This window comes from Mesobacillus jeotgali (assembly GCF_014856545.2).
Taxonomy (GTDB): Bacteria; Bacillota; Bacilli; order Bacillales; family Cytobacillaceae; genus Mesobacillus.
This window is the reverse complement of the sequence record NZ_CP109811.1, coordinates 3,458,441-3,484,681: the sequence shown is the minus strand read 5'-3', so window position 1 is coordinate 3,484,681 and position 26,241 is coordinate 3,458,441. Positions and strand designations below refer to the sequence as shown.

At 44.1% G+C, this 26,241-nt stretch carries 23 protein-coding genes and 2 pseudogenes; 21 read left to right on the top strand and 4 right to left on the bottom strand.

The genetic code is table 11. The annotated features are described in order from the left end of the window. Positions 1-74 precede the first annotated feature (74 nt). From nadB to FOF60_RS17895, 7 genes are all read left to right on the top strand, one after another. The gene (gene nadB, locus FOF60_RS17925; RefSeq protein ID WP_192471530.1) at positions 75-1,691 is read left to right on the top strand and encodes an L-aspartate oxidase; all 1,617 of its coding nucleotides are present in this window, start codon (positions 75-77) and stop codon (positions 1,689-1,691) included. Continuing rightward, the gene (gene nadC / locus FOF60_RS17920) at positions 1,660-2,547 is read left to right on the top strand and encodes a carboxylating nicotinate-nucleotide diphosphorylase (protein WP_192471531.1); all 888 of its coding nucleotides are present in this window, start codon (positions 1,660-1,662) and stop codon (positions 2,545-2,547) included. The genes nadB and nadC overlap by 32 nt, the downstream gene beginning before the upstream one ends. Then, positions 2,513-3,619 (top strand): quinolinate synthase NadA, encoded by a 1,107-nt coding sequence (nadA, locus tag FOF60_RS17915; RefSeq protein WP_192471532.1) that lies wholly within the window; start codon positions 2,513-2,515, stop codon positions 3,617-3,619. The genes nadC and nadA overlap by 35 nt, the downstream gene beginning before the upstream one ends. A gap of 166 nt (positions 3,620-3,785) precedes the next feature. Continuing rightward, positions 3,786-5,564, top strand: a complete 1,779-nt coding sequence (safA, locus tag FOF60_RS24455; RefSeq protein ID WP_319801541.1) for a SafA/ExsA family spore coat assembly protein — start codon at positions 3,786-3,788, stop codon at positions 5,562-5,564. After that, positions 5,554-6,534 (top strand): aminoglycoside phosphotransferase family protein, encoded by a 981-nt coding sequence (locus FOF60_RS17905; protein WP_264647586.1) that lies wholly within the window; start codon positions 5,554-5,556, stop codon positions 6,532-6,534. Before safA ends, FOF60_RS17905 begins: the two co-directional genes overlap by 11 nt. A 100-nt stretch (positions 6,535-6,634) precedes the next feature. Then, positions 6,635-7,345, top strand: a complete 711-nt coding sequence (locus FOF60_RS17900) for a YhcN/YlaJ family sporulation lipoprotein (RefSeq protein ID WP_192471536.1) — start codon at positions 6,635-6,637, stop codon at positions 7,343-7,345. A gap of 131 nt (positions 7,346-7,476) precedes the next feature. Then, positions 7,477-8,037 carry an intercompartmental signaling factor BofC gene (locus FOF60_RS17895; RefSeq protein WP_225650082.1) on the top strand — a complete coding sequence of 187 codons (561 nt, stop codon included), beginning with the start codon at positions 7,477-7,479 and terminating at the stop codon, positions 8,035-8,037. Positions 8,038-8,202: 165 nt separating this feature from the next. Here FOF60_RS17895 and FOF60_RS17890 read toward each other — a convergent pair whose 3' ends face one another. Both FOF60_RS17890 and FOF60_RS17885 read right to left on the bottom strand, forming a co-directional pair. Continuing rightward, positions 8,203-8,388, bottom strand: coding sequence for a hypothetical protein (locus FOF60_RS17890; protein WP_264647585.1), 186 nt, complete (start codon positions 8,386-8,388; stop codon positions 8,203-8,205). A 70-nt stretch (positions 8,389-8,458) separates the two neighbouring features. Continuing rightward, the gene (locus FOF60_RS17885; protein WP_264647584.1) at positions 8,459-8,596 is read right to left on the bottom strand and encodes a hypothetical protein; all 138 of its coding nucleotides are present in this window, start codon (positions 8,594-8,596) and stop codon (positions 8,459-8,461) included. 152 nt (positions 8,597-8,748) lie between these two features. On the opposite strand from FOF60_RS17885, the gene ruvA reads away from it, so the two are divergent. The 6 genes from ruvA (at position 8,749) to yajC (ending at position 13,251) form a co-directional block, all read left to right on the top strand. Then, positions 8,749-9,357: a Holliday junction branch migration protein RuvA gene (gene ruvA, locus FOF60_RS17880; protein WP_192470766.1), complete on the top strand. Its 609-nt coding sequence runs from the start codon at positions 8,749-8,751 to the stop codon at positions 9,355-9,357. 70 nt (positions 9,358-9,427) lie between these two features. After that, on the top strand, positions 9,428-10,429 hold the full coding sequence (ruvB, locus tag FOF60_RS17875; RefSeq protein ID WP_192470767.1) for a Holliday junction branch migration DNA helicase RuvB: 1,002 nt from the start codon (positions 9,428-9,430) through the stop codon (positions 10,427-10,429). After that, positions 10,426-10,632 carry a DUF2905 domain-containing protein gene (locus FOF60_RS17870; protein ID WP_192470768.1) on the top strand — a complete coding sequence of 69 codons (207 nt, stop codon included), beginning with the start codon at positions 10,426-10,428 and terminating at the stop codon, positions 10,630-10,632. The genes ruvB and FOF60_RS17870 overlap by 4 nt, the downstream gene beginning before the upstream one ends. A gap of 43 nt (positions 10,633-10,675) precedes the next feature. Beyond that, positions 10,676-11,704: a tRNA preQ1(34) S-adenosylmethionine ribosyltransferase-isomerase QueA gene (queA, locus tag FOF60_RS17865; RefSeq protein WP_192470769.1), complete on the top strand. Its 1,029-nt coding sequence runs from the start codon at positions 10,676-10,678 to the stop codon at positions 11,702-11,704. Positions 11,705-11,764: 60 nt separating this feature from the next. Continuing rightward, positions 11,765-12,904, top strand: a complete 1,140-nt coding sequence (gene tgt / locus FOF60_RS17860; RefSeq protein WP_192470770.1) for a tRNA guanosine(34) transglycosylase Tgt — start codon at positions 11,765-11,767, stop codon at positions 12,902-12,904. Between the two features lie 71 nt (positions 12,905-12,975). Next, positions 12,976-13,251, top strand: a complete 276-nt coding sequence (yajC, locus tag FOF60_RS17855) for a preprotein translocase subunit YajC (protein ID WP_192470771.1) — start codon at positions 12,976-12,978, stop codon at positions 13,249-13,251. 38 nt (positions 13,252-13,289) lie between these two features. Here the strand turns inward: yajC and FOF60_RS17850 are convergent, their stop codons facing one another. After that, entirely contained in the window at positions 13,290-13,676 is a 387-nt protein-coding gene (locus FOF60_RS17850) for a TIGR04086 family membrane protein (RefSeq protein WP_192470772.1), read from the bottom strand. 189 nt (positions 13,677-13,865) lie between these two features. Between FOF60_RS17850 and FOF60_RS17845 the strand changes: the two genes are divergently transcribed. After that, positions 13,866-14,528, top strand: coding sequence for a DUF421 domain-containing protein (locus FOF60_RS17845; protein ID WP_192470773.1), 663 nt, complete (start codon positions 13,866-13,868; stop codon positions 14,526-14,528). 25 nt (positions 14,529-14,553) lie between these two features. Here the strand turns inward: FOF60_RS17845 and spoVB are convergent, their stop codons facing one another. After that, a complete protein-coding gene (gene spoVB / locus FOF60_RS17840; protein ID WP_192470774.1) occupies positions 14,554-16,113 on the bottom strand; it encodes a stage V sporulation protein B in 1,560 nt (519 codons plus the stop codon). 123 nt (positions 16,114-16,236) lie between these two features. Here spoVB and FOF60_RS17835 point away from each other — a divergent pair, with 123 nt between their 5' ends. The 7 genes and pseudogenes from FOF60_RS17835 to FOF60_RS17805 all read left to right on the top strand — a co-directional run bounded on the left by FOF60_RS17835 (position 16,237) and on the right by FOF60_RS17805 (position 26,210). Then, a complete protein-coding gene (locus FOF60_RS17835) occupies positions 16,237-16,533 on the top strand; it encodes a post-transcriptional regulator (protein WP_192470775.1) in 297 nt (98 codons plus the stop codon). Positions 16,534-16,805: 272 nt separating this feature from the next. Further along, on the top strand, positions 16,806-19,076 hold the full coding sequence (gene secDF, locus FOF60_RS17830) for a protein translocase subunit SecDF (RefSeq protein WP_192470776.1): 2,271 nt from the start codon (positions 16,806-16,808) through the stop codon (positions 19,074-19,076). Positions 19,077-19,218: 142 nt separating this feature from the next. Continuing rightward, a pseudogene (locus tag FOF60_RS17825) lies at positions 19,219-20,114 on the top strand (cation diffusion facilitator family transporter). A 20-nt stretch (positions 20,115-20,134) separates the two neighbouring features. After that, positions 20,135-20,452 carry a LapA family protein gene (locus FOF60_RS17820; protein WP_192470777.1) on the top strand — a complete coding sequence of 106 codons (318 nt, stop codon included), beginning with the start codon at positions 20,135-20,137 and terminating at the stop codon, positions 20,450-20,452. Between the two features lie 140 nt (positions 20,453-20,592). Further along, a complete protein-coding gene (gene recJ, locus FOF60_RS17815) occupies positions 20,593-22,959 on the top strand; it encodes a single-stranded-DNA-specific exonuclease RecJ (RefSeq protein WP_192470778.1) in 2,367 nt (788 codons plus the stop codon). Next, the gene (locus tag FOF60_RS17810) at positions 22,950-23,462 is read left to right on the top strand and encodes an adenine phosphoribosyltransferase (protein WP_192470779.1); all 513 of its coding nucleotides are present in this window, start codon (positions 22,950-22,952) and stop codon (positions 23,460-23,462) included. The genes recJ and FOF60_RS17810 overlap by 10 nt, the downstream gene beginning before the upstream one ends. Before the next feature lie 551 nt (positions 23,463-24,013). Then, positions 24,014-26,210: pseudogene (locus FOF60_RS17805) on the top strand (RelA/SpoT family protein). Positions 26,211-26,241 lie beyond the last annotated feature (31 nt).

Here is a 26,241-nt window from a genome sequence, read left to right as displayed (position 1 = left end):
AGCTCTTGTCAACAGTGTAAAACTGTGTAAATATAGATGTCAAGACACCTGTTAATCCAGGAGGCTATCATTATATGAAACAATCAGATGTAATCATTGTTGGCAGTGGGATTGCCGCATTGCAATTGGCCAATAAATTATCAAAGGATTTAAATGTGATTATTCTCACAAAAAGGGAAATGACAGCGGGCAATTCATATCTTGCCCAGGGTGGGGTTGCGGCTGCGGTTTCCACGAGTGATGATCCTTATTTCCATTATCTCGACACAATGGAGGCGGGAGCTCATCATAGTAACCCTGAAGCTGTACTTGAAATGACCAAAAAAGCACCGCAGCTGATTAAGGGTTTATGGCAATCAGGATGTCGCTTTGATGAAGATGGAAACGGAAAATTGCTTCTTGGGATGGAAGGCGCTCATAGTGAAAAAAGGATTATCCACAGCGGCGGTGATGCGACTGGAAAGCATATGGTCGACTTTTTGCTAACGGGTCTGAATGCCAATGTTTCAGTTCAACAATCCACATTTGTTTATGAACTTATTTTAAACAGTGATGAAACACGCTGTACCGGAGTGAAAGCGAAGCTGCCGGATGGAACGATTGAAGTATATTGTGCTCCCCATGTTGTCCTTGCTACGGGCGGCTGCGGGCAGGTATTCGCCCTCACCTCGAATGCTGAGACTGCAACCGGGGATGGAATGGCGCTGGCCTACAGAGCAGGTGCGGAGCTGGCCGATATGGAATTTATCCAGTTTCACCCTACACTTCTTTACGTAGATGGAAAGACGAAGGGTCTCATTTCAGAAGCAGTAAGGGGTGAAGGGGCCGTTCTTGTCACTGCAGAGGGAAAGCGGATCATGGAAGAAATTCATCCGTTGAAGGATCTGGCACCACGGCACATTGTTTCTCAGACTATTTATGATTACTCCCGGAGAGGGATTCAAATCTATTTAGACATTGCCAACATCCAGGATTTCAACAGCAGGTTCCCGACGATCAGCACGCTATGTGCACAGCATGGGATAGATATTGAAAAAGGCTTGATCCCTGTTGTTCCCGGGAGCCATTTTATCATGGGCGGGGTAAAAACAGACTTGCAAGGCAGAACCAGTATTCCCGGATTGTATGCAATCGGTGAAACTGCATGCAATGGAATCCACGGGGCTAACAGGCTGGCGAGCAATTCCTTATTAGAAGGCATGTTTGTTGGCGAAAACCTTGCTGAATGGATCAACAGCCATCAAGTTGCCAAAAAAGAAGTCGTAAGTTTCATGGAAATTCATTATCAAACTGTCAAAAGAGAATCCAACATGAATCAGGTTGTATTCGAAGGTGAGCTTCCAGACATGGATTCACTAAAACAAACAATGATGGACCGTACAGGCATTGTCCGGACAAAAGAATTGCTGATCATACAGAATGAGTGGCTTGATCAGTTTAAACTGGGACAATGGCTTGAGGCTCGTCTGGACCACTTGGATCCATCTGAATTGAACAGACTGTTCATGTACATCACCGCAACCTTAATCACACAGTCGGCTTTGGAAAGGACTGAAAGCAGGGGCGGGCACTACCGAAAAGATTTTCCGCATGAAGATAACGCCAATTGGATGAAAAAACAAATCATCCATCAACGAAAAAACGTAAAGGATGGTAAGCATGAATTCAATCAAACTGCGCTTGCTACTTGAGCAATTTTTTATTGAAGATATAGGTGAACGTGATGTCACCAGTGAACTGATTTTCGGAAAAGAAAACAAAGGAAGCCTGGTTTTAATCTCGAAGGATGAAGGGATTTTCTGTGGGGAGCAAATTATCCAAACAGGCTTCAGGCTGCTTGATGAGGGCAGTCAGATCATCCTGCATGTTAAAGATGGAGATAAAGTAGTAAAGGGTCAAGAATTAGCCTTGATCACTGGCAGAGTTTCCGCTTTGCTTAAAGCAGAAAGAGTCGTCCTTAATCTTGTACAGCGGATGAGCGGGATTGCGACGAAAACCAATGAAGCAGTCAGTGTTTTGGACAGTGCAAAAACGAGAATCTGTGATACGCGTAAAACCACCCCGGGTCTCAGGATGCTTGAGAAGTATGCAGTGCGCTGCGGCGGCGGCTTCAACCATCGTTATGGTTTATATGATGCAGTGATGATCAAGGATAATCACATCTCATTCGCAGGATCAATCAGCAGTGCAGTTGAAGCAGTGAAATCTAATCTTGGGCATATGGTGAAGGTCGAAGTCGAGATTGAAACAAAAGACCAGCTTCTTGAAGCGATTGATTCAAAAGCTGACTGCATCATGTTCGATAACAGGCCGCCTGAACAAATCAGGGAATGGATCAGCAATGTCCCAGCAGGAATTTTAACAGAGGCATCCGGAGGGATTACGCTCGATAACCTCCATAGCTATAGAGATTGCGGTGTAGATTATATTTCTCTTGGATTCCTTACTCATTCCGTAAAATCATTGGATATTAGCGCAAAAGTGATGGCTGAAACGAAAGGGGCTGCAGAATATGAATATTTTGGAGGCGCTCGAAGCGAAATCTAGGATGCTTCCTGATAAGTACAAAAATATGTCTGTCCAGGAACTTGAGGACATGATCAAGGGAATTAAAGAGAAAATGGGCAAGAAACTTTTTATCCCTGGTCATCATTATCAAAAAGATGAAGTGATTCAATTCGCTGATGCGACTGGGGATTCATTGAAATTAGCCCAGCTGTCGGCAGAGAACAGGGAGGCAGAACATATTGTGTTCTGCGGAGTTCATTTCATGGCCGAAACGGCAGACATATTAACGACCGAAAGCCAGAAGGTCTACCTGCCAGATATGAGGGCAGGCTGCTCGATGGCGGACATGGCGGATATTTACCAGACGGAAAGAGCCTGGGAATTCCTTCAGGTCCTGTTTGGTGACACTATTCTGCCGTTGACGTATGTGAACTCAACAGCAGCGATTAAATCATTTGTCGGAGCGAATGGCGGTGCGACTGTGACATCCTCCAACGCCGAGAAGATGGTACGCTGGGCTTTTTCAAAAAAAGAACGTCTGCTATTCCTTCCGGATCAGCACTTGGGAAGGAATACTGCTTTTAATATCGGCGTCAATCTGGACGAAATGGCCGTTTACAACCCGATTGAGAATATCCTTGAATTTGACGGCCCCCTTGAAAAAGTGAAGGTCATCCTTTGGAAGGGACATTGCTCTGTCCACGAGAATTTTACGGTGGAAAATGTTGCCCATGTGCGAGAAGTATACCCGGACATGAAAATCATTGTCCATCCTGAATGCTCACGTGAAGTTGTTGCGTTGTCAGACATGGCAGGCTCTACAAATTATATTATTGAAGCGATCGAAGGTTCACCTGCCGGCTCTTCCTGGGCGGTTGGGACAGAAATGAATCTGGTCAAACGCCTGATTTCACAACATCCTGATAAGCAGATTATTTCCTTGAATCCTCATATGTGTCCATGCCTGACAATGAACAGGATCGACCTGCAGCATCTTGCCTGGAGTCTCGATTCAGTTTTTCAGGGGCAAGAAATTAATGTTATAAAAGTAGATGAAAAAACAGCATTAAACGCGAAGCTTGCCCTTAACCGCATGCTTGAGCAATCATAAATTGGAATCCTCCCGGACCGGGGAGGATTTTTTTTATGGGAAAAGCTTAATCTCCTGTGGAAAAACATATTTATTTAGATAGAAGCATAAGTTTTTTTGAAGATTGTTAGCAATTTGCCCACACCAACATAGAATATATGGACTTATGCCATAGGAGGGAATCAGAGTGAAAATCCATATCGTACAGAAAGGGGATACTCTTTGGAAGATCGCCAAGAAGTACGGCGTGAACTTTGAAGAGCTGAAAAAGATGAACGCGCAGCTCAGCAACCCTGATATGATTATGCCCGGTATGAAAATAAAAGTTCCAACTGCTGGAGGAACAGTAAAAAAAGAAGCTCCAATCGCAGGTGGAACGCCTCAAGCAAAAATCAATATGGGTGGCAAAAAGGAAATGCCGATTGCCAAAGAGAAACCAATGCCAATGCCAGAAGTGAAGAAAGAAGTTCCAAAAGAGGCTCCAGTTAAGGAACAGCCGAAGATGGAGATGCCTAAACCTGTTCCAAAGGAAGAGCCAGTTAAACCATATAAACCGAAGATGCCAGTGCAAATTAAGCCTGAGATTGACATCAACAATTACTATATGATGAATATGGCTAATATGCAGATGCCGCCGCAGCCAAAACCGCAGCCAAAACCGCAGCCAAAACCACAACCCAAGCCGCAACTGCCGCCGAAACCAGACAATATCTTCCCAGAAATCAAGCCAGAGGTAAAGCCAGAAGTCAAGGCTCCAGTCAAGCAGCAGGTCAAACCACAGGTTAAGCCAGAGGTAAAACCTCAGCTGCCAAAAGCTGAGATGAAACCAAATGTGAAGTCAGAAATAAAGCCCGATATAAAAATTGAAAAGAATGATTTCATGGATGAATCTCCATCAATGATGCCATTCGTTCAAGGAGGTTACCAGCAGCCGATGATCCCTTATCCTTATAACTGTTATCCAGGAGCACCTTCCATGACAGGTCCCGCATATGGCCATCAAGGACAGCAAATGCCATATCCTCAAGGACAGCAAATGCCATACCCTCAGGTACAGGGGATGTCCCAATACCCAGGGATGATGCCAAACATGGCATTGCCAGCGGAGGATATGGAATCATCATCTTTTGCCCAGATGCAGATGCCATTGAGCCCGACTATGGGGGGGAATATGCCTCATCATACAGCACCGCAAATGACAGGTCCTGTTTTCCACGGTGTTCCTATTTCACCTGTAATGCCTGGACCAGGCTGCATTCCAGAACAAGGGTATCCTCAACAGATGCCATATATGCCGCAAGTAGCAGGTGCGATGGATGAGCAAATGCCTTTACAGCCACAAGTAGGCGGAATGATGGATAATCAAATGCCGCAGGTAGGCGGAATGATGGATGATGAATCTTCGGATATGCCATATCAAATGCCGCCACAGGTCGGAGGAATGATGCAGGGCCAAATGCCAATGATGCCGCAGGTAGGCGGAATGATGCAGGATCAAATGCCAATGATGCCGCAAGTGGGCGGAATGATGGAAAATCAAATGCCACAGGTAGGCGGAATGATGGATAATCAATTTCCGCAAGTTGGCGGAATGATGGATAACCAAATGCCGCAAGTAGGCGGCATGATGCAGCCTACAATGATGCCTAAGCAGGCAGTCCAGGGTGCCGGCAATGATTGTGGCTGCGGAGGTCAAATGGGTAATCCTTACGGTATGATGGGAGCAGGCATGCATCACCATCCTCAGCATATGATGCACCATCCTCAGCATATGATGCACCATCCTCAGCATATGATGCACCATGGTTTCGCTGGTGCTCCGGGTATGCATCCTCACCCGCACCATGGATATCAAATGGGCATGGGTCCGCAGGGGTTCATGAATCCTTATGGCCCAGGTCCAATGGGTGGAGGATATGGAATGCCGATGCCGCGTTTCGATGATGAAGAGAGCAATGAATATTAACATCAAGAGGGGTGGAGACGATTTCTTTTTCAATCGTCTCTTCTCTTATTTATCCAGAGAACTCGATGTGGAAATCAAAGGTATGACCCACCTGAGAGGGAATGTCTATCTTGTTGAAACAGTCAGCAAAAAAATTATTATAAAAGGATATAAGGATCTGCGAAAATTAAAAATTCAAGAAACATTTGCTTCATCTTTACGAAAATCGGGTTTTGACCAATCCTACCGATTTTATAATCAAAATAAAGATCCGCTTCATTTCCATGGGTCATACTATGGTTGTATTGAGTTTATTGACCACCATGAACAGCGTTTTGATTATGGAGTCCAAAAGGACAGAGAGGAAGGCGTTGAACTGCTGAATAGGTTCCATGATCATACTTCCGTTCTTGTTCCTTCGTATGCTGCTATGCTGCCGAAAACGGATTTAGCGAGAAAGTGGCGGCATCGAACGAATGAATTCACGAAAAACCTCCCTGCAGTTAATCGCTATGTTAATAAAAGCTTGACCAATGAGCTGCTGGAATGGGCGGATTTTTCCCTGACGAATTTTGTGAAGTTGAAAAATGAGCTTGAAACAGAGCCGCCAGTCATTCTTCATGGGGATGTAGCCCATCACAATTTTCTGCGTTCGAAGGCTGGGAAGCTGCACTTAATTGATTTCGATTTGATCAGCACGGGATCGAGAGCATATGATATGCTGCAGTACGCAAATCGGATTCTGCCATTCCTGGGTTGGCAGTTTGAGTCACTGGAAAAAATAAATCATTTAAATAAATGGTTGCACTTTGATGCTTTCTTATGCGGGCTATTGTACCCTGCTGATATTCTAAGGGAGTGGAACCGCTTGTTGAGAGACAGAAATCAGTCCAATCCATATAGTCTGGCACCAATCGTTGAAATGACTGTCAGCCAGTATCAGCAAAGGAAACGATTTCAGGAAGAGGTAAAATCCAGACTGGATGCTTAGGTTTTTGGACGTATCTGTCAGAATGAAAATCCAGCCCCATCCGCACTCTAATAATGAGCATATATCATTGCTCATTTTAGCTAGGATGGGGGTTTTTCTATTGAACAAAAAGATGTTGTTCTTACCTATAGCTTCCTTGCTCACAATTGGGCTGACGGCTTGTAATGGAAATGAGGAATCCGCTGTACAGGACAGGAATGCCAACGGTGGGCAGCCACTTGGCTATTACTCGAACGAAAAAGGAAATGAAATTGACGTGATGGATGACAGAGAGGGTGCGATCACGGAAATTTTCGACCATAATTTTGGAAAAGAGGGAATGGCTGCAGAAAACCGGAAACGGAGGATGCTTCAGTCCAGAGATGAAAACGGCAATCCTCCGAATCCAACTGTCCCGCGTTCTGATCATGACCACAACTTTTTCCAAAGAGATAATAAATACAGCCGTGGTGATTTAAATTACCATGGACACCTGAGTGAGCAAAGGGGAAGCCGCCAGGCAAGAATCTACACAAATTCTGAGCAAGATAACAGATTGGCCCGCAAAGTAGGACTTGCTGCTGAGTCTGTCGCCAATGTTGATAAGGTAAGATCAGTTTTATTTGGCAGGAAAGTAGAAATTGCCGTGACCTATAAGGACAAGTCACAGAAAAAACAGACAGACAAGAAAATCAAACAGGTTGTCCTTCCATATACTGAAGACAGAGAACTACGGATCATCGAGGATGAAGGTACCTTCAGCAGATCAAGGAATATCGATTATGACCGGAGGAATGGAAATCCAAGGGAAAGCATAAACTTCAACCCGTAAGCAAGATAGAAGGCAGAGTAACCTTTGCCTTCTATTTTTCATGGTTACTTTAAATAGGATAAATAACTTCATTTTGGCTACACTATTAGTGAAAAAGAACAAATTTTAGCAAATAAGAGAGGTGGACAGCAATGGCTTCAATTAAATTATTAAAAGTATTAAGCTCAGCTGTTATGCTCCTAATTAGTCTATCAGGATACAGTTTAGTACTTCAGACAGAGCCAGTTTTTGCTGAGAAGCCTGAAGAAGCAGTCGATGAAATCAACGGACCTCTTAAGGTCACGATCATTTTGCAAAGAGTCTACCTTGATGGTGAAATGAGTGAGGAGCGGATTCAGGAAACGATTTGGTCTATGGAGGACTTTTGGGCAAAATATGACGAATGGCAGCTAGTAGATATGGAAGCGAACAAAGCGGTATTCAGGCAGGAATATGATGATATTTCGCCGCTGTTAAAGGCAAATGGATATTTTGGGCTGTCAGATGAAGGGGTCCTGACTATTTTTAATGGAAGGCCGGATGGTTCGAATATTATCCAATCTTTCTTTCAGATTGACCTTGGCAGACTTGAAAGTATTAAGCGGAATCAATTGAAGAAAGGCATACCAATCCGGAATAAACAATGTTATGAAGAGGTATTGGAGACTTTTAAACCATATACAGTGATAGAAAACAGTGAAGAGCCAGGCTGACTGGCTCTTATTTGTGTTTTCCCGCTTTTATTACTGGCTAAGAAAGTATAAATTTATCCACTTAGATTAGTGTCTAGCTCCAGCGCCTAGCCAGTTTTCATCCCTGAATTTGCTCCCCGAGTATCTTGCGAGAAGCGTTAGCTTTGAGCAGCTCGAGACGTTTGTCTAGCTGCGGCTCCTAACTCCTCGAGACGATTGTCTAGTTTCGTCTCCTAGAAACTCCGAAACTTCAACTCCGCCGGCAGAAGCAAAAAGCGCTTCTTTGTCGGAGTCTCCAGTTTCTGCGTTTCTGGACAGTCGGCTATACTTTTCGATTTCGGTCCTGCCAATGAAGTCAAAAAACGACTTCACTGTCAGGCCCTCCAACGCTTGTCGGAGTTGGGCAGTCGCCTCCGCTTTTCGAATTGTCTAGTTTCACCTCCTAGAAACTCCGAAACTTCAACTCCGCCGGCAGAAGCAAAAAGCGCTTCTTTGTCGGAGTCTCCAGTTTCTGGTTTCTGGACAGTCGGCTATACTTTTCGATTTCGGTCCGCCCGATGAAGTCAAAGAGCGACTTCACCGGTCCGCCCTCCAACGCTTGTCGGGGCTGACCAAGGCACTTGCGCTTTTCTTATAAAAATGATCATACGTTCGCCTTTTTGCATATTTTTATTCATACCTTTAAAAGGAGTATGTTAAAATGAGTTACAGCAAAGCAGAGGGGCGAGAGAATTGTATGAATTCATAAAAGGTACCGTCGACTTCGTCGGTCCTGAATATATAGTCATTGAAAATGGCGGGATTGGGTATCAAATCATGACACCAAACCCATTTGTATTTACAAAAGAAGCAGGTAAAGAGATTTGTATTTATACATATCATTATGTCAGAGAAGACCTGATTGCACTATATGGATTCAAGAATCGAGAAGAAAAGGCGCTTTTCACAAGGCTCTTGAATGTTTCTGGAATCGGTCCGAAAGGGGCTCTGGCCATCCTGGCATCGGGTGAGCCTGGTCAGGTGGTTCAGGCAATTGAAAATGAGGATGAGTCGTTCCTGGTCAAATTCCCTGGAGTAGGAAAGAAGACCGCCAGACAAATGATTCTCGATCTGAAAGGGAAACTTCATGACCTTGTGCCGGATTACTTACCAAATCTTTTCAATTCGGACGAGGTTGCTGCCACAATAAGCCAGTCAGCCGAATTTGATGAGGCGGTTTTGGCACTTAAGGCGCTGGGTTACTCTGAAAAAGAAATCCGCAAAATAACTCCAGATTTAAAGAAGGAAACATTGACGACAGATCAATATATAAAGAAAGCTTTACAGAAGCTATTAAAGTAATGCTGAGTTAAAATAGACCAATACCATTGAGGAGATCGGTTAACCAGCTTATTAGAAGGGTGAGAAACTGATGGAAGAGCGAATCATCTCCAGTGAAGCGGGCGACCAGGATGTTTCATTTGAGCAGAGCCTGCGTCCGCAGACACTCAGGCAATATATCGGCCAGGATAAAGTAAAAGCAAATCTTGAGGTATTTATTGAAGCGGCCAAAATGAGGCGTGAAACGCTGGACCATGTGCTGCTCTACGGACCGCCTGGTTTGGGCAAGACGACACTCGCAGCAATCATCGCCAATGAAATGGGAGTCAACCTCAGGACGACATCCGGACCGGCGATCGAAAGGCCCGGGGACCTGGCAGCCATCCTGACGGCATTGGAGCCTGGCGATGTCCTGTTCATTGATGAAATTCACAGACTCCCAAGGACGATTGAAGAAGTACTCTATCCTGCTATGGAAGACTTTTGCCTTGATATCGTCATAGGGAAAGGGCCAAGTGCCCGATCTGTCAGGCTTGACCTCCCGCCATTCACGCTTGTTGGTGCGACAACCCGCGCTGGTTCGTTGTCAGCTCCATTAAGAGACAGGTTTGGAGTTTTGAGCCGTTTGGAATACTATAATGAGAAACAGCTTACTGATATTGTCGTCAGGACAGCTGAGCTTCTGGAAACTGACATCGACTGGCCTGCCGCTCAGGAGCTTGCGAGGAGATCGCGTGGTACACCGAGAATCGCCAACCGCCTATTGAAGCGGGTACGCGACTTTGCGCAGGTGCGAGGCAATGGTGCTGTTGAGGAAACTCTTGCCCAGGAGGCATTGGAACTAATGCAGGTAGACCGCTTGGGACTCGACCATATAGACCATAAATTGCTCAAAGGCATCATTGAAAAATACCGCGGGGGACCGGTCGGATTAGAGACGATTTCCGCAACCATCGGAGAGGAATCGCAGACAATAGAAGATGTGTATGAACCATATTTATTGCAGATCGGGTTTTTACAGAGGACGCCAAGGGGAAGAATTGTAACGGAGGCAGTATACCGGCATTTTGAAATGGAGGTGCCTGAACGATGACAGGTGCAGCTAAGTTCGTGATGATCGCCGGGGCAGTCATTTTCATCATTGGCTTCATCATGCAGTTTGTCAATTTGGGAAGGCTGCCAGGAGACATCGTCATTAAAAAAGGCAACACGACTTTTTACTTCCCAATTGTGACTTCCATCCTGGCAAGCATTATCTTGTCTGCGATCTTTTACTTTTTCGGCCGGTTCAGATGATCGGCCAACAACAAAATAAACAGAAACTAGTAAGGGTGACAACATGAAAGTAGATTTGTTTGATTTCTATTTACCTGAGGAACTGATTGCCCAGACTCCGCTTGAACAAAGAGCGGAAAGCAGGCTGATGGTCTTGAATAAAGAATCGGGCAATATAGAACACGATGTTTTCAAGAACATCAAAAACCATCTTAAGCCCGGTGACTGCCTCGTCCTGAACGACACAAAAGTTCTTCCGGCAAGGCTTTTTGGCATGAAAGAAGACACGGGAGCTAAGATTGAAGTCCTTCTTTTAAAGCAGCTGGAGGGAGATGAGTGGGAAACACTTGTGAAACCAGCAAAGAGAGTGAAGGAAGGCACAAAAATCGTCTTTGGTGACGGCCTTCTGACTGCGGAATGCACCGGGGAAGCTGAACACGGCGGCAGGAACCTTAAATTTTCTTATAACGGCATCTTTTATGAAGTGCTGGAGCAGCTGGGCGAAATGCCGCTTCCACCTTATATTAAAGAGCAGCTGGAGGATAAGGACAGGTACCAGACTGTGTTCGCAAGGGAAAGAGGTTCAGCGGCGGCTCCAACTGCAGGCTTGCACTTTACGGAGCAACTGCTGGAAGAAATCAAGGAGATGGGCGTCCATATCGCCTTCATTACCCTTCATGTCGGACTGGGAACATTCAGGCCTGTCAGCGTGGATTCGATTGAAGAACATGATATGCACTCTGAGTTTTATCAGGTGACTGAAGGAACCGCCTTGCTGCTAAACACGGTCCGTGAACAAGGCGGCCGAATCATCACAGTTGGAACGACTTCAACACGAACCCTGGAGACGATTGCGACAGCCAATGATGGTAAGTTTGTCGCTGAAAATGGCTGGACAAACATCTTCATTTATCCTGGATATGAGTTTAAGGCAATCGATGGAATGATTACGAATTTCCACTTGCCAAAGTCGACATTGATCATGCTTGTAAGTGCTCTGGCTGGTAGGGAAAATGTCCTTAATGCCTATAATAAAGCTGTAGAGGAAAGGTATCGCTTTTTCAGTTTCGGCGATGCGATGCTGATTCTATAGTTCTAACATTGTAAAATAAACACTTAAATTGAAATTGGACTTCTGGAAGGAGCTTATACATTGTCAGCAATCCGTTACGAATTAATTAAAACCTGTAAGCAGACAGGAGCAAGGCTTGGGCGTGTGCATACACCGCACGGCTCTTTTGAAACTCCAGTCTTCATGCCCGTTGGTACACTGGCAACAGTCAAAACCATGTCACCAGAGGAATTGGTCCAAATGGGTGCAGGGATCATCCTGAGCAATACCTATCATCTTTGGCTTAGGCCAGGCCATGAGATTGTCAAGGAGGCAGGCGGCCTGCATAAATTCATGAACTGGGATCGTGCCATCCTCACTGATTCAGGCGGTTTCCAGGTGTTCTCATTGAGCGAGTTCCGGAAAATCGAAGAAGAAGGCGTGCATTTCCGCAATCACTTAAATGGGGACAAGCTTTTCCTTTCACCGGAAAAGGCAATGGAAATCCAGAACGCTCTTGGTTCGGATATCATGATGGCATTCGATGAATGTCCGCCATACCCTGCTGAATATGATTACATGAAAAAATCGGTCGAGCGGACCTCACGCTGGGCAGAGCGCTGCCTTACAGCTCACCAGCGTCCACAGGACCAGGGATTATTCGGGATCGTCCAGGGCGGAGAATATGAAGAACTGCGAAAGCAAAGCGCCAAGGACCTTGTTTCAATGGACTTCCCTGGCTATGCTGTCGGGGGCCTTTCAGTCGGCGAACCGAAGGATGTTATGGACAGAGTGCTGGAATTCACCACACCATGGCTGCCAGCGGACAAGCCTCGCTATCTAATGGGGGTAGGTTCACCAGATTCATTGATTGACGGTGCCATCCGCGGAATTGATATGTTTGATTGTGTGCTGCCAACTCGTATTGCCAGGAATGGCACATTGATGACGAGCGAGGGAAGATTGGTCGTCAAGAACGCCAAATTTGCGCGTGACTTTGGACCGTTAGATCCGAACTGCGATTGCTATACATGCAAAAATTACAGCAGAGCCTATATTCGTCACTTGATTAAAACGGATGAATCGTTTGGAATTCGACTTACTTCTTACCATAATCTCTATTTTCTGCTAAAATTAATGGAGCAGGTCAGACAGGCGATCCGTGAAGATCGTCTGGGGGATTTTAGAGAAGAGTTCTTTGAGCAATATGGCTATAATAAGCCGAATGCCAAAAACTTCTAAATAAACTGCTTTTTAATAAGGCTGCTCTCGCATGGCGTCATCAGCCTTGAACATGAAAGGAGGGGAAATGAATGGAAGGATTAATAGGTACAGTATTCCCGCTATTGCTGATGTTTGTACTATTCTATTTCTTGTTGATCCGCCCTCAGCAAAAGAGGCAGAAAGCGGTCCAGCAAATGCAAAGCGACCTGCAAAAAGGCGACAAGGTAGTAACAATCGGCGGTTTGCATGGTATTGTCGATGCACTTGATGAAGGCACTGTTGTCATCAAATGTGGAGACGGAAGCCGTCTTACATATGACCGCGCGGCAATTCGCGACGTCAAAGAATCAGCAGCAGGGGTATAATGCAAACAAAAAAGAAGCGAACTCAGTTCGCTTCTTTTTTATGCCTTTGAAGGACCGCCAACGATGTTCACACCGAGAATGCCGCCCATCATAGCTGTGAGAATATAGCAAATATGGTAGATGATTTGTTCAATAGAAAATAAGCTGTCATAACCCAGGTATTGGAACAGGAAAATAATTAAAGAATAAACCAGGCCTGTTGCTCCACCAATCATCCACCCTTTTTCTTTTCCGTTCCCGCCAGTAATAAAGCCGCCGATGAAAATGGATAAAAAAGAAATAGATGTCATGACGTACTGAAGTGAAGATTCTTGGACGGAAGTGAACTTTAAAAGAAGAGAAAATATCAAACTGCTCACGATTGCCAGTAGAAATATTGCGATTACCCCGTACAGGACGGCCCTTCCTAAACTTTTGGATTCCATTAACCCCTCTCCTCTCTGATCTAATCCCTTTAAACGGGATTTGCCTAGTACAAGCATATTCACGAAAAAGGACAAATAGAATCAGTTTTTATTCGGGAATGTTCCTTTAAAAAATGCTGAAACAATAAGTATTAATTTTGTTCTAAGTAAAAGACTAAAGAAGAATGCTGTGTGAAGGGCGGGGGAAAAGTGGAACATTATTTCATCATCCTTTTTAGGACAGTTTTTCTTTACTTATTGATCCTGTTGATTTTTCGTTTAATGGGAAAAAGGGAAATTGGTGAATTAAGTATACTGGACTTGGTTGTTTATATCATGATCGCTGAGATGGCATCTTTAGCAATTGAAAATACGAAAGATCCCTTGATTAACACTCTTCTCCCGATCGGTATTTTTGTCATCATTCAAATTTCCTTGGCGATGCTCTCTCTTAAAAGCAAAAAGTTCAGGGATCTCGTCGATGGGAAGCCGACAATCATTATTAATGATGGGAAAATTGATGAAAAAGCCATGCGGTCGCAAAGATATAATTTTGACGATTTGCTGCTTCAATTGCGTGAAAAGGATGTAGGGGATATTGCCGATGTGGAATATGCCATCTTGGAGCCATCAGGAACCTTGTCCATTTTTCAAAAGAAGCAGGGTGAGCAGGAAGGACAGCAGGATAGCAGCAGCCTTGCACTACCGTTAATCATTGATGGGGAAATCCAGGAAGATAATCTGGGTATGATAGACAAATCGAAGTCCTGGCTGTTAGAAGAGCTGAGAAAACAAGGGCATGAAGACCCAGGAGAGATTTCTTTCTGCAGCTTCCAAAATGGAAAATTTTATATCGATTTAAAGGATAAATAAAAACGTGGAACAACGCCCACGTTTTTTACTTGCCTTTTTTAAGAAATGAAGTTAACACGGATCGCATTTTTGAAAGCTCATTTTTCCTGATCAATCCAAGGGCAACAGAAAGCGATACGTACAGTATGCTTACAGTTCCTGCATTTAAAAGAATCCTGAGTGCCAATGAGAGATTTTCATCAAGCCTATCCCATATCAGGAAACCCAGTGATCCTGTAAGTATGATTACGGCCAAAATCTTCACATAATCTTTTACATAAAAGGTGAACGAAACGGCCTTCAGCATGGTTGCGAAATGGAGGAGGGTGATCAGGACGATCCCCATGACCATTCCGAGGGCTACGCCGTTTATGCCGAAAGCAGGCTGGCTTGCCAACAGGAAGATGACAGCGGTCTTGGCAAGATTTCCGATCAGGCTGTTGATCATCGCCGCCCTGGCCAAATCAAGAGCCTGCAGTGCTGCCTGCAGCGGCCCCTGGAAATAGTAGAACAGGAAGAATGGCGCCATCAGCTTGATGAATTGTGCACCATTGGATGTCCCGTACATCAACGTCATTAATGGTTCCGCCAGTACATATAAAACAACGATCGCCAGTCCCCCGGTCAACAGTGAAAATCGCAAAGATTGCTGCAGAAGATGTTCTATCACCTTCATGTTTTTACGGGAGTTCGCTTCACTAATAGCCGGTACAAGTGAAGTGGACAAAGAATAGGTGATGAAGGAAGGCAATAACAGCAAGGGCATGGCAAAGCCAGTCAATGCCCCATATTGTTTGGTGGCAGCGACGGCAGCCACACCGGCAATCGCCAGACTATGCGCAACGACGATCGGTTCAAAAAACCAGGAAACAGATCCGATCAGTCTGGAACCCGTTGTTGGCAGTGCAATCCCCATTAAATCATTGAAAGTCGATTTTCCAGAATGGACGAACTGAAAGAAGTTTTTTCGCAGCCTGAATTTTTTTCTAAGCTTAAAGGTCGTCATTAAATAAATCAATGAAATAAGTTCTCCTATCACTGACGCAATCATTGCACCTGCCGCCGCATATTCAATTCCATACGGCATGAAGGCCTTTGTCAAAACAGCAATCAACGTGATCCTGACAAGCTGTTCGATCACCTGTGATATCGCGGATGGCCGCATATTCTGCCTTCCCTGGAAGTAGCCGCGGAGAACCGATGATACTGCAACGATTGGAACAATTGGTGCAATGGCGAGCAGCGGCCATTGTGTTCTTGGATCCGTGAACAATGTCTCGGACAGGTATGGAGCAAGGAGAATGAGCGCCGGTGTAAAGACAATCGATAGAGATATTGTGGTGGCAAGGGAAACGACAAGGATTTTCTTGATTTTTCGGAAGTCGCCTCTTGCCTCAGCTTCAGCCACATTTTTTGAAATCGCAACTGGGAGACCTAGCTGAGTAATCGTAACGACAAGCACCATGGTGGGGAAGGCCATCATGTAAAGGCCAACACCTTCCTCGCCAATGAAACGGGCAATGAAAATCCGATTTATGAAACCAAGCACCCTCGTGACGAGCCCGGCCATTAACAAAATAAATGTTCCTTTTAAAAACTTCGACATTCCGCTCCCTGCCTTCTCAAAAATGCATATTTCATATACAATTAACTATATGCAAGAAAGTGGACAAAGCATGACAAGGTTAAGACATTAAAAGACTGGAAAATTGGACGAGGAGGCCAGGTAATGAATCAAAGCCATCAATATGGACGGTTTTACAAGCAAGTAAAGCCCGCTCTGGAAAGTAAAATTGAAGAATTCAAAATATTCGGGTATGAACAAGTTAGAGAAAAAGAATTATGGGATTATCTCACGAAGAAAAAGTGGAAGAAACCGAAAGAAGAAATACAAATGTATGAAATCGTTGCTGATATTTTATCCGCGAAAATCGGAGACGTAATGAATTTCACCACCGTTGAAGCCTTCAAACTGGGAGATTTCACTATGGATGATGAAGAGGAACGCAAAGCACTGCTTAAATGAAGGTAGAGTTTGGGATTGAGCGGCATTTCCTCTTTAGACTGAATCTTGCCTTTAGGGTTTATTTCGAGATCATACCCGAAAAAATCCAGAACCCGCTTTTTTCCAGATTGAGAGACTTTCTATATGCAGATAACGGAAATGCTTAATTGACAGTTTTTTTAAACTGTTACATAATTAGAATGCTATAAATTGGCTACTGTTTAATTTCTTAGTCTTATGTTTTATTTGTCTGGCAGCATGTTTGCGCGAAGAATAAGGAGGATTTATACATAATGGTAAAACGCAGCCGCATCGTGGCCTTCTTTTTGCTGGTTATTTTAATCGGAAGTGCCATGGGTGCAACAACCCAGAATATATTGAAAGATATCAAGCTCGGCCTTGACCTGCAGGGTGGTTTTGAGGTTCTTTATGAAGTCACGCCTCTAAATGGAAAAGAGGGCGAGAAAGTTGACCGAGAAACCCTGAAGAGTACTGCTGAGGCTCTTGAACGGAGGGTCAACGTCCTCGGTGTCAGTGAACCGAACATCCAGATTGAAGGAGATGACCGGATTCGCGTACAGCTGGCTGGCGTAAAAGACCAGAACAAAGCGCGTGAAATTCTTTCTACAGAAGCGAATCTTACCTTCCGTGACGTGAACGACCGCGTCATGATGGATGGCAGTGACCTTGAAGAAAATGGTGCTAAACAAAGCTTCGACCAGCAAAACAAGCCGAGCATTTCAATCACACTAAAAGATGGTGATCAATTCGGTGAAATCACGAAAGAAATCCGTGATATGGCCCCTGAGAACCAGCTGATCATCTGGCTTGATTTCGAAGAAGGGGTAGATTCCTATAAGGAAGAAAGGATGAAGCCTGAACCTAAATTCCTTTCCAATCCTAATGTTGATAAGATCCTGAACCAAAAGAATGTTGAGATTACTGGTAATTTTACAATTGAAGAAGCCCAGCAGCTTGCATCACTGCTTAATGCGGGATCATTGCCGGTTAATCTTGAAGAAACCTACTCTACTTCTGTAGGGGCAAAATTCGGTGAACAGGCATTAAATGAAACGATCTTTGCCGGAATCATCGGTATTCTTGCTGTTTTCGTATTCATGCTTGCTTTATACCGTATCCCTGGAATTGTTGCCGTTATTACGTTATCCATTTACGTTTACCTCATCCTGCTTGTATTTGATTGGATGAACGGTGTTCTTACACTGCCTGGAATCGCCGCATTGATCCTCGGTGTCGGTATGGCGGTCGATGCGAATATCATCACGTATGAGCGGATAAAAGAAGAACTGAAGGTTGGCCGCAATATCAAAGCAGCGTTTGACGCGGGCAGCAAAGGCTCCCTGTCTACGATTTTTGATGCCAACATTACGACTTTGCTAGCGGCAATCGTTTTATTCGCGTACGGGACAAGCTCTGTAAAAGGATTTGCGACCATGCTGATCATCAGTATCCTGGCAAGCTTTATCACAGCAGTCTTCGGTGCACGCTTGTTCCTTGGGTTGCTCGTGAACAGTGGCTTGTTCAAAAACAAACCAAGCTTGTTCGGTGTTAAGCAAAGTGAAGTCCATGACATTTCTGAAGGCTTAGATTCACTTGATTTAAAAACTAAATTTGATCGCTTTGATTTCATTAAGAGCCGCAATAAGTTCTTTACTGCTTCAGCAGTATTAATCGGCATAGGTTTGATTGCACTCCTCGTGTTCCGTCTGAATCTTGGAATTGATTTTGCGGCTGGGACAAGGGTAGAGGTCATGTCTGACAGCAAAATTACAGCGGCACAATTAAAAGAAGAGCTTAAGCAAGTTGATTTGGAAACGAACGATATTGTCATCTCCGGTGATAATAGCGAAATTGGCGTAGCAAGATTTAAAACAGTTCTATCCAAAGATGAGATTTCTGAGCTTAAATCTCACTTCAAGGAAGAATTCGGTGCCGAGCCGAATGTTGGAACTGTTTCACCAACAATCGGGAAAGAACTTGCTAAGAATGCCATGATTGCTGTTGCCATTGCTTCCGTTGGGATAATTATCTATGTAACGATCCGATTCGAGATTTACATGGCACTGGCTGCTATTATCGCATTGCTTCATGATGCATTCTTTATCATTGTTCTGTTCAGTCTTACAAGGCTTGAAGTGGATATAACCTTTATCGCAGCTGTACTGACAATCGTTGGTTACTCAATCAATGATACGATTGTTACTTTTGACAGGATGCGTGAGAATATGGTGAAGAAGAAGCGCTTGAAAACACCGCAAGATATTGCGGATGTAGTCAATACTGCTCTTCGCCAGACGCTCGGCCGTTCGGTCAACACCATTCTGACTGTTGTCATAACAGTCGTGGCTCTGTTGGTTTTCGGCAGTACATCAATCTGGAATTTCTCTTTCGCTCTCCTTATCGGCCTGATTGCCGGTACGTATTCCTCCATTTTCATCGCAGCACAGCTGTGGTATGTATGGAAAAATAAAGAGCTTAAGAAGAAAGGCACCATCAAGACTTACAAGGAAAAGAAAGTCTACTCAGATGAGCCGCAAGTTTAAAATAAGTGCATTTGAAATACCACGGATTTTTCCGTGGTATTTTTTATTTCTGGTTAGAACAGCCATTTTTCAGGATAAAATAAAATAAATGCCGACAGACTAATTATGGTGGGAAAAGTAAAGGACGCGGAATAAAAGCTCTTTGCAGAGAGGAGTTTTGCGATTGGTTGTCGGTAATATTATACTTGCAGGATTGAAGTGGGGGGGCGGCATCTATGCTAACAGTAAAGCGCTTGTAGCGGATGCAGTCCATTCTGCATCTGATGTAGTGGGTTCATTAGCTGTATACATAGGTCTTAAGGCGGCGAAAGCTCCGCCGGATGAAGATCATTCTTACGGTCATGGTAAGGCCGAGTCAATTGCTGCCATCATTGTGGCAGTATTATTAATGCTTGTGGGAGTCGAAATCGGCAGATCATCGTTCGAAGCATTTTTTCATCCTATTGGACCTCCCAAATCAGTGGCGATTGTGGCTGTTGTCGTTTCAATCATAGTAAAAGAGGGAATGTTCAGGTACAAATACAAATTGGGAAAGCAATTGAATAGTGATGCGCTGATCGTCAATGCATATGAGCATAGATCGGATTTCTATTCCTCCATAGCAGCACTAATAGGAATCAGCGCGGCTGTGCTTAGCGGTATATTTGGAATTGGGTGGCTGGAATACGCTGACCCAGTGACGGGACTGCTGGTTGCGTTTCTGGTCATCAGGATGGTATGGAAGCTTGGCAAGGAATCGATCCATAATACACTTGACCATCTGCTTCATGATGAGGATACAGAAGAATTAGGACTGTTGTGCAGTCAATTCCTGAAGTAAAGAAACTGGATCAATTACATGCCCGAGAGCATGGTCATTATGTTATCATTGATTTGAAAATATCTGTCGATCCACATATCACCGTGGAACAGGGCCACCGAATTGGTAAGAGTGTAAAAAAGAAACTGATGGAAAATAAAAATGTCCAAAATGTTCTGGTCCATATAAATCCGTTCAGTGAGAGTGGGAATTCCGAGGATGGTGTAGATATTCAATAAGTCTCAGGGGAGGGGAAACAATGAAGTTTCAATGGACATTGCTGCTGGGACTTGCTTTTGCATTGATTGTGGCTGTTTTCGCCGTCATCAATGTCGATCCAGTAACAGTGAACTATTTATTTGGGGAATCAGAATGGCCGTTAATCCTGGTCATATTAGGTTCTGTATTGATGGGCGGGATTATCGTTGGCTCTGTCGGTCTGTTCAGGATGTTTGTGCTTCAAAGAGAAGTAAAATCTTTGAGGAAGAAAAACAATTCATTAGAAGAGCAGCTGGCCCAAAAAGAAACTCTGCCGGAGGAAACAGCACCCCAGCACGAAATAGAAGATATCCATTAATCCAGCACTCATGGCAGCATACAATTATGCTGCCATTTTAATTCATTACATTTCCTTACTCGAAAGTCCTTTATTAACATTCATTGTCATTGAAACACTCTCTCCGCTTTTGTATAATGAATAAGCTGAGAGGTGAACGTATGTTAAAGCCAAAATCAAGGTGGATTGTAAAAAAATCCGACCAGACAGTAATAGATTCACTCGCCAAGGAATTGAGCATAAATCATCTGACTGCTTCACTGCTAGTCAATCGCGGACTTGATACCGTGGAAGATGCCCGGTATTTTTTGTTTGGGCAAAAAAGCGAATTTCACGACCCTTTTTTGCTGAAAGACATGGATAAGGCAGTTGAGCGGATCAATAAAGCAATAGAAACGCAAGAGCCTATTCTTGTGTTTGGTGACTATGATGCAGACGGTGTGAGCAGTACGACGGTCATGATGAAAGCCCTGGCTGAGCTGGGGGCGAACGCCGACTATTACATACCGAACCGTTTTACAGAAGGATATGGTCCGAATGAAAAAGCATTTCGGAGTGCCTCGGACAGCGGAGTGGGCTTGATCATCACTGTCGATACGGGTATTTCTGCTCTCCATGAAGCAGATGTTGCCAAAGAAGTGGGGATTGACCTGATCATTACAGACCACCATGAACCTGGCCCGGTCCTGCCGGATGCATTTGCAATTATCCATCCAAAGCTGGACGATAGTGTATACCCTTTCAAGGATTTAGCTGGTGTGGGTGTCGCTTTTAAGGTTGCCCATGCCCTTCTGGGGAGAGTCCCAGAGCATTTGCTGGAATTTGCGGCTATTGGGACCATTGCCGACCTTGTCCCCCTTATGGGAGAGAACAGGCTGATTGCCCTGAGAGGAATCGAGAAGTTGAAATCGAGCCAGACACCTGGCTTGAATGCGCTGCTTAAACTAGCGAAAACAGACAGATCGTCTATTGATGAAGAAACAATAGGTTTTATGATTGGACCGAGGGTCAATGCAGCAGGGAGACTTGGGAGCGCGGACCCAGCGGTGCAATTAATGATGACAGATGATCCAGAAGAAGCAATGATGCTTGCGGAAGAAATAGATTCAATCAATAAAGAGCGTCAAAACATCGTTTCACAAATTGCCGAAGAAGCAGTTTCTGAAGTGGAAATGAATTACCCAATCCATGATAATTCAGTCCTTGTCGTTGGTAAGGAAGGCTGGAATGCAGGGGTCATCGGCATCGTAGCTTCCAAGCTTGTAGAAAAATATTACCGGCCAACGATTGTCCTTAGTTTTGACAAAGAAAAGGGACTTGCGAAGGGGTCAGCGCGAAGTATCGCTGGTTTCGATCTTTTCAAAAATCTATCAACCTGCAGAGAAATCCTTCCGCATTTTGGCGGTCATCCTATGGCTGCGGGCATGACATTGAAACTTAATGATGTTGACGAATTAAGGTCAAGATTGAATTCACTGGCAAAAGAGCAGCTGAAAGAAGAAGACTTAATTCCTGTCTCTCATATCGATGCGAGAATAGATGTTAAAGAGATTACGATTGAGACCATAAATGAACTTGGGCAGCTATCTCCATATGGCGTCAGCAACCCAAAACCCAAGGTCCTGATTGATGGAGCTAATATATCAACCCTCAGAAAGATAGGGGCAGATCAGTCCCATCTTAAGCTGGCACTGGAAGAGGAAGGCACCGTTATTGATGGAATTGGATTCGGGTTTGGCCATCTCCATGACCATATCTCGCCGAGCTCGAAGCTGTCCGTCATTGGCGAATTGTCCATCAACGAATGGAACAATATCAGGAAGCCGCAAATTTTCCTCAGGGATGTAGCGGTTAAGTCCTGGCAGCTATTCGATTTCCGCGGTCTTAAGAGACTGGAAAAGCTACCCGAAATGATTCCAGGGGATCATATTAAATGGGTTCTCTTTAACGCTGATTTGAAAAATAAGTTTTCTCCAATTATCGGAGAGTCATTGGAACTGGTAACCACCGATGAACAAGCTGAACAGCTGAATCTCGAACATTCGTATGTTGTTCTATTGGACCTGCCGCCATCCAAGGAAATTCTGGAGAAGTTATTTTCAGGAAAAAATCCGGGAAGGGTCTATGTCCATTTTTATAAAGAAAGCAGCGATTTCTTCACGACGATGCCAACGAGGGAGCATTTCAAATGGTTTTACGCATTCCTTGCCAAGAAAGGCCCATTTGATCTTAAACGGTATGGCGACGATTTGGCCAAGCATCGAGGGTGGACAAAAGAAACAATAGATTTCATGTCGAAGGTGTTTTTTGAACTAGATTTTGTTAAAATAAACAATGGGTTTATTTCACTAGAAGAAAATGTCCCCAAAAGGGATCTGACTGAATCCAAAACATATCAGCACAAGGTGCAAGCATTCACTCTTGAAAATGAATTGCTCTACTCATCGTATGAGCAATTGAAGAACTGGTTTGACCAATTCATTCAAGAGTCGGTGAAAAATGAGGAGGCAATTATTCAATGGATTTGAAACAATTTGTAACAATCGTTCCCGATTGGCCAAAGCCCGGCATTAAATTTAAGGACATCACAACCTTAATGGACAATGGCGATGCTTATAGATATGCAACAGACCAAATCGTGGCCTATGCCCGTGAAAAACAAATAGATCTTGTAGTCGGACCTGAAGCACGCGGCTTCATTATCGGCTGCCCGGTTGCTTACGCACATGGAGTAGGTTTTGCTCCTGTCAGAAAAGAAGGAAAGCTTCCGCGCGAGACAATCAAGGTCAACTACGGTCTAGAATATGGCAGTGACGTCTTGACGATCCATAGAGACGCGATCAAGCCAGGACAAAGAGTCCTGATCACCGATGACCTGCTGGCAACTGGCGGAACGATTGAAGCAACGATCAAGCTAGTTGAAGAACTAGGTGGAGTTGTGGCAGGAATCGCCTTCCTGATTGAACTTACTTATCTCGATGGCCGTCAAAAGCTGGATGGCTATGATGTTTTAACCTTGATGCAATATTAAACGGACAGGGTGCTTCATTGCGAAGTGCCCTTTTTTTATAAGTCTCTTTTCTCGAGCCTTGTTGCTATTGACTACAAAATAGGATTGAATGACATACTTTCTTTCGAAAGGTTAACTCTTTTATGAGAAAAGTGCATGCAAACTTTATACCGACCTGCAAAATGGCCATCTATTACGTTAAAATCGGCTTTAGGATTTTAACAACAATCTTTACGAAAACAGCTTTTTATAAGAAGAAACACACCCAATCGCAGGCAGGTTTGCTAAAATAAACCTATAATTGAATGAAATTAAATATCTTTCGACAATTTTTTTAATTTCTGCTGTAAAATCTCTTCCTTTCTCTTTACATCTTCGATTTTTTCTTTGATAATAGTAACAATCCTTTATAAGAATAATTATTGTATATAAAGGATGTTGTTATAGAATAAAAATGTAAAATTTACTACTGAACAAAGCGCTTGCGCTTTTCGTATTTTGTCGACTCTTTCCTTGGTTCCCGCTGGAGAGTAAGTGCGGGTTAATATAAAGAAATTAAATTAGGTGATCCTATGGCGAATGACCAGGTAATGACCGCAGAACAAGTCATTGACTGTACAAAATCATATTTGAATGATGAACATGTTGAAATGGTAAAAGAGGCATATGAGTTCGCCAGACAGGCTCATCATGATCAATTCAGGAAATCCGGGGAACCGTACATCATCCACCCTATCCAGGTAGCGGGGATTCTCGCAGACCTGGAGATGGATCCGGCGACGGTCGCAGCTGGTTTTCTTCATGATGTCGTCGAGGATACGGACGTGACTCTTGATGATATAAGAAAGGCGTTCAATGACGAAGTGGCCATGCTTGTTGATGGAGTCACGAAGCTTGGGAAAATCAAGTATAAGTCGCATGAAGAGCAACAGGCAGAGAACCACCGGAAGATGTTTGTTGCAATGGCACAGGATATTCGTGTCATCTTGATCAAGCTTGCTGACCGCCTTCATAACATGAGGACTTTGAAGCATTTGCCGAGTGAAAAACAGCGGAGGATTTCGAATGAAACGCTGGAGATTTTTGCGCCGCTGGCTCACAGGCTCGGTATTTCAAAAATCAAATGGGAACTTGAAGATACTGCTTTACGCTATCTTAATCCCCAGCAATATTACCGTATCGTCAACCTGATGAAAAAGAAACGGGCAGAACGCGAGCAATATCTTGATGAAGTCATCGATGAAGTGAAGGAAAGGCTGAATGAGGTTTCAATCAAAGCTGAAATTTCAGGAAGGCCTAAGCATATATACAGCATCTATCGGAAAATGGTACTGCAAAACAAGCAGTTCAACGAAATCTACGATTTGCTGGCTGTCCGTATTGTCGTCAACAGCATCAAGGACTGCTATGCAATCCTGGGGATCATCCATACATGCTGGAAACCGATGCCAGGCAGATTCAAAGACTATATCGCGATGCCAAAGCCTAATATGTATCAGTCCCTGCACACTACCGTGATCGGCCCTAAAGGTGATCCGCTGGAAGTCCAGATCAGGACAGATGAAATGCACAGGATCGCAGAATTCGGGGTTGCGGCCCACTGGGCATATAAAGAGGGCAAACCAACTGACGGATCCAATTTTGAAACAAAGCTATCATGGTTCCGTGAAATTCTTGAATTCCAGAATGATACTGCAAATGCAGAAGAGTTCATGGAGTCTCTAAAAATTGATCTTTTCTCAGATATGGTGTTTATTTTCACACCGAAAGGCGATGTTATCGAGCTGCCAGCTGGTTCAGTGCCAATCGATTTCGCCTATCGGATTCACTCTGAAATCGGCAATAAGACAATCGGTGCCAAGGTCAATGGCAAGATGGTGACTTTGGATTATCAATTGAAAACTGGGGATATCATCGAAATCCTTACTTCAAAACATTCTTATGGACCGAGCAAAGATTGGTTAAAGCTTGCACAGACCTCCCAGGCTAAAAACAAGATTCGCCAATTCTTCAAGAAGCAGCAGAAGGATGAAAATGTTGAAAAAGGCCGTGAGCTTCTGGAAAAAGAAATCCGCAATATGGATTTTGATGTTAAAGAGATTTTGACAACTGAAAACCTGAAAAAGGTTTCTGAGAAATATAATTTTACCAATGAGGAAGATTTGTTTGCTTGCTTCAATTGGATACAACGGAATAACAGCTCTCCAGGTAGCGAACAGGCTGACAGAAAAGCTCCGCAAGCAGCGTGACCTGGAACAGGAAAAGGATATTTCGAATGCTGTTTCTGAGCTCAAATCATTTTCACCTGCTAAAAAGCGAGAGTCTGGAGTCCGAGTGTCGGGTATCGATAATTTGCTGATCAGGCTATCCCGCTGCTGCAACCCTGTACCTGGGGATGATATTGTAGGTTTTATCACAAAAGGCAGGGGAGTATCTGTTCACCGTTCCGACTGCACGAACATCCACACTGAGGATGCGCAGGCAAGGTTGATTCCGGTAGAATGGGAGACCGGCTTGAATGACCGCAAGGAATATAATGTGGATATCGAGATCAGCGGCTATGACCGCAGGGGCTTGCTGAACGAAGTCCTGCAGGCGGTAAATGAAACAAAGACGAACATAACAGCTGTTTCCGGGAAATCTGACAAAAATAAAATGGCAACCATCAATATGTCCATCGCCATCCATAATGTCAGCCATCTGCAGAGAGTCGTCGACCGAATTAAGCAAATTCCGGATATCTATGCGGTCAGAAGGATAATGAGTTAAGCAGACTTAGTAGTCATGCTGCAACAAATTG

What these genes read in the sequence shown, in the direction of transcription:
- nadB (WP_192471530.1), top strand. Translation starts at nt 75, where the DNA reads ATGAAACAATCAGATGTAATCATTGTTGGCAGTGGGATTGCCGCATTG.
- nadC (WP_192471531.1), top strand. Translation starts at nt 1,660, where the DNA reads ATGAATTCAATCAAACTGCGCTTGCTACTTGAGCAATTTTTTATTGAA.
- nadA (WP_192471532.1), top strand. Translation starts at nt 2,513, where the DNA reads ATGAATATTTTGGAGGCGCTCGAAGCGAAATCTAGGATGCTTCCTGAT.
- FOF60_RS17905 (WP_264647586.1), top strand. Translation starts at nt 5,554, where the DNA reads ATGAATATTAACATCAAGAGGGGTGGAGACGATTTCTTTTTCAATCGT.
- FOF60_RS17895 (WP_225650082.1), top strand. Translation starts at nt 7,477, where the DNA reads ATGGCTTCAATTAAATTATTAAAAGTATTAAGCTCAGCTGTTATGCTC.
- ruvB (WP_192470767.1), top strand. Translation starts at nt 9,428, where the DNA reads ATGGAAGAGCGAATCATCTCCAGTGAAGCGGGCGACCAGGATGTTTCA.
- FOF60_RS17870 (WP_192470768.1), top strand. Translation starts at nt 10,426, where the DNA reads ATGACAGGTGCAGCTAAGTTCGTGATGATCGCCGGGGCAGTCATTTTC.
- queA (WP_192470769.1), top strand. Translation starts at nt 10,676, where the DNA reads ATGAAAGTAGATTTGTTTGATTTCTATTTACCTGAGGAACTGATTGCC.
- yajC (WP_192470771.1), top strand. Translation starts at nt 12,976, where the DNA reads ATGGAAGGATTAATAGGTACAGTATTCCCGCTATTGCTGATGTTTGTA.
- FOF60_RS17850 (WP_192470772.1), bottom strand. Translation starts at nt 13,676, where the DNA reads ATGGAATCCAAAAGTTTAGGAAGGGCCGTCCTGTACGGGGTAATCGCA.
- spoVB (WP_192470774.1), bottom strand. Translation starts at nt 16,113, where the DNA reads ATGTCGAAGTTTTTAAAAGGAACATTTATTTTGTTAATGGCCGGGCTC.
- FOF60_RS17835 (WP_192470775.1), top strand. Translation starts at nt 16,237, where the DNA reads ATGAATCAAAGCCATCAATATGGACGGTTTTACAAGCAAGTAAAGCCC.
- secDF (WP_192470776.1), top strand. Translation starts at nt 16,806, where the DNA reads ATGGTAAAACGCAGCCGCATCGTGGCCTTCTTTTTGCTGGTTATTTTA.
- FOF60_RS17820 (WP_192470777.1), top strand. Translation starts at nt 20,135, where the DNA reads ATGAAGTTTCAATGGACATTGCTGCTGGGACTTGCTTTTGCATTGATT.
- recJ (WP_192470778.1), top strand. Translation starts at nt 20,593, where the DNA reads ATGTTAAAGCCAAAATCAAGGTGGATTGTAAAAAAATCCGACCAGACA.
- FOF60_RS17810 (WP_192470779.1), top strand. Translation starts at nt 22,950, where the DNA reads ATGGATTTGAAACAATTTGTAACAATCGTTCCCGATTGGCCAAAGCCC.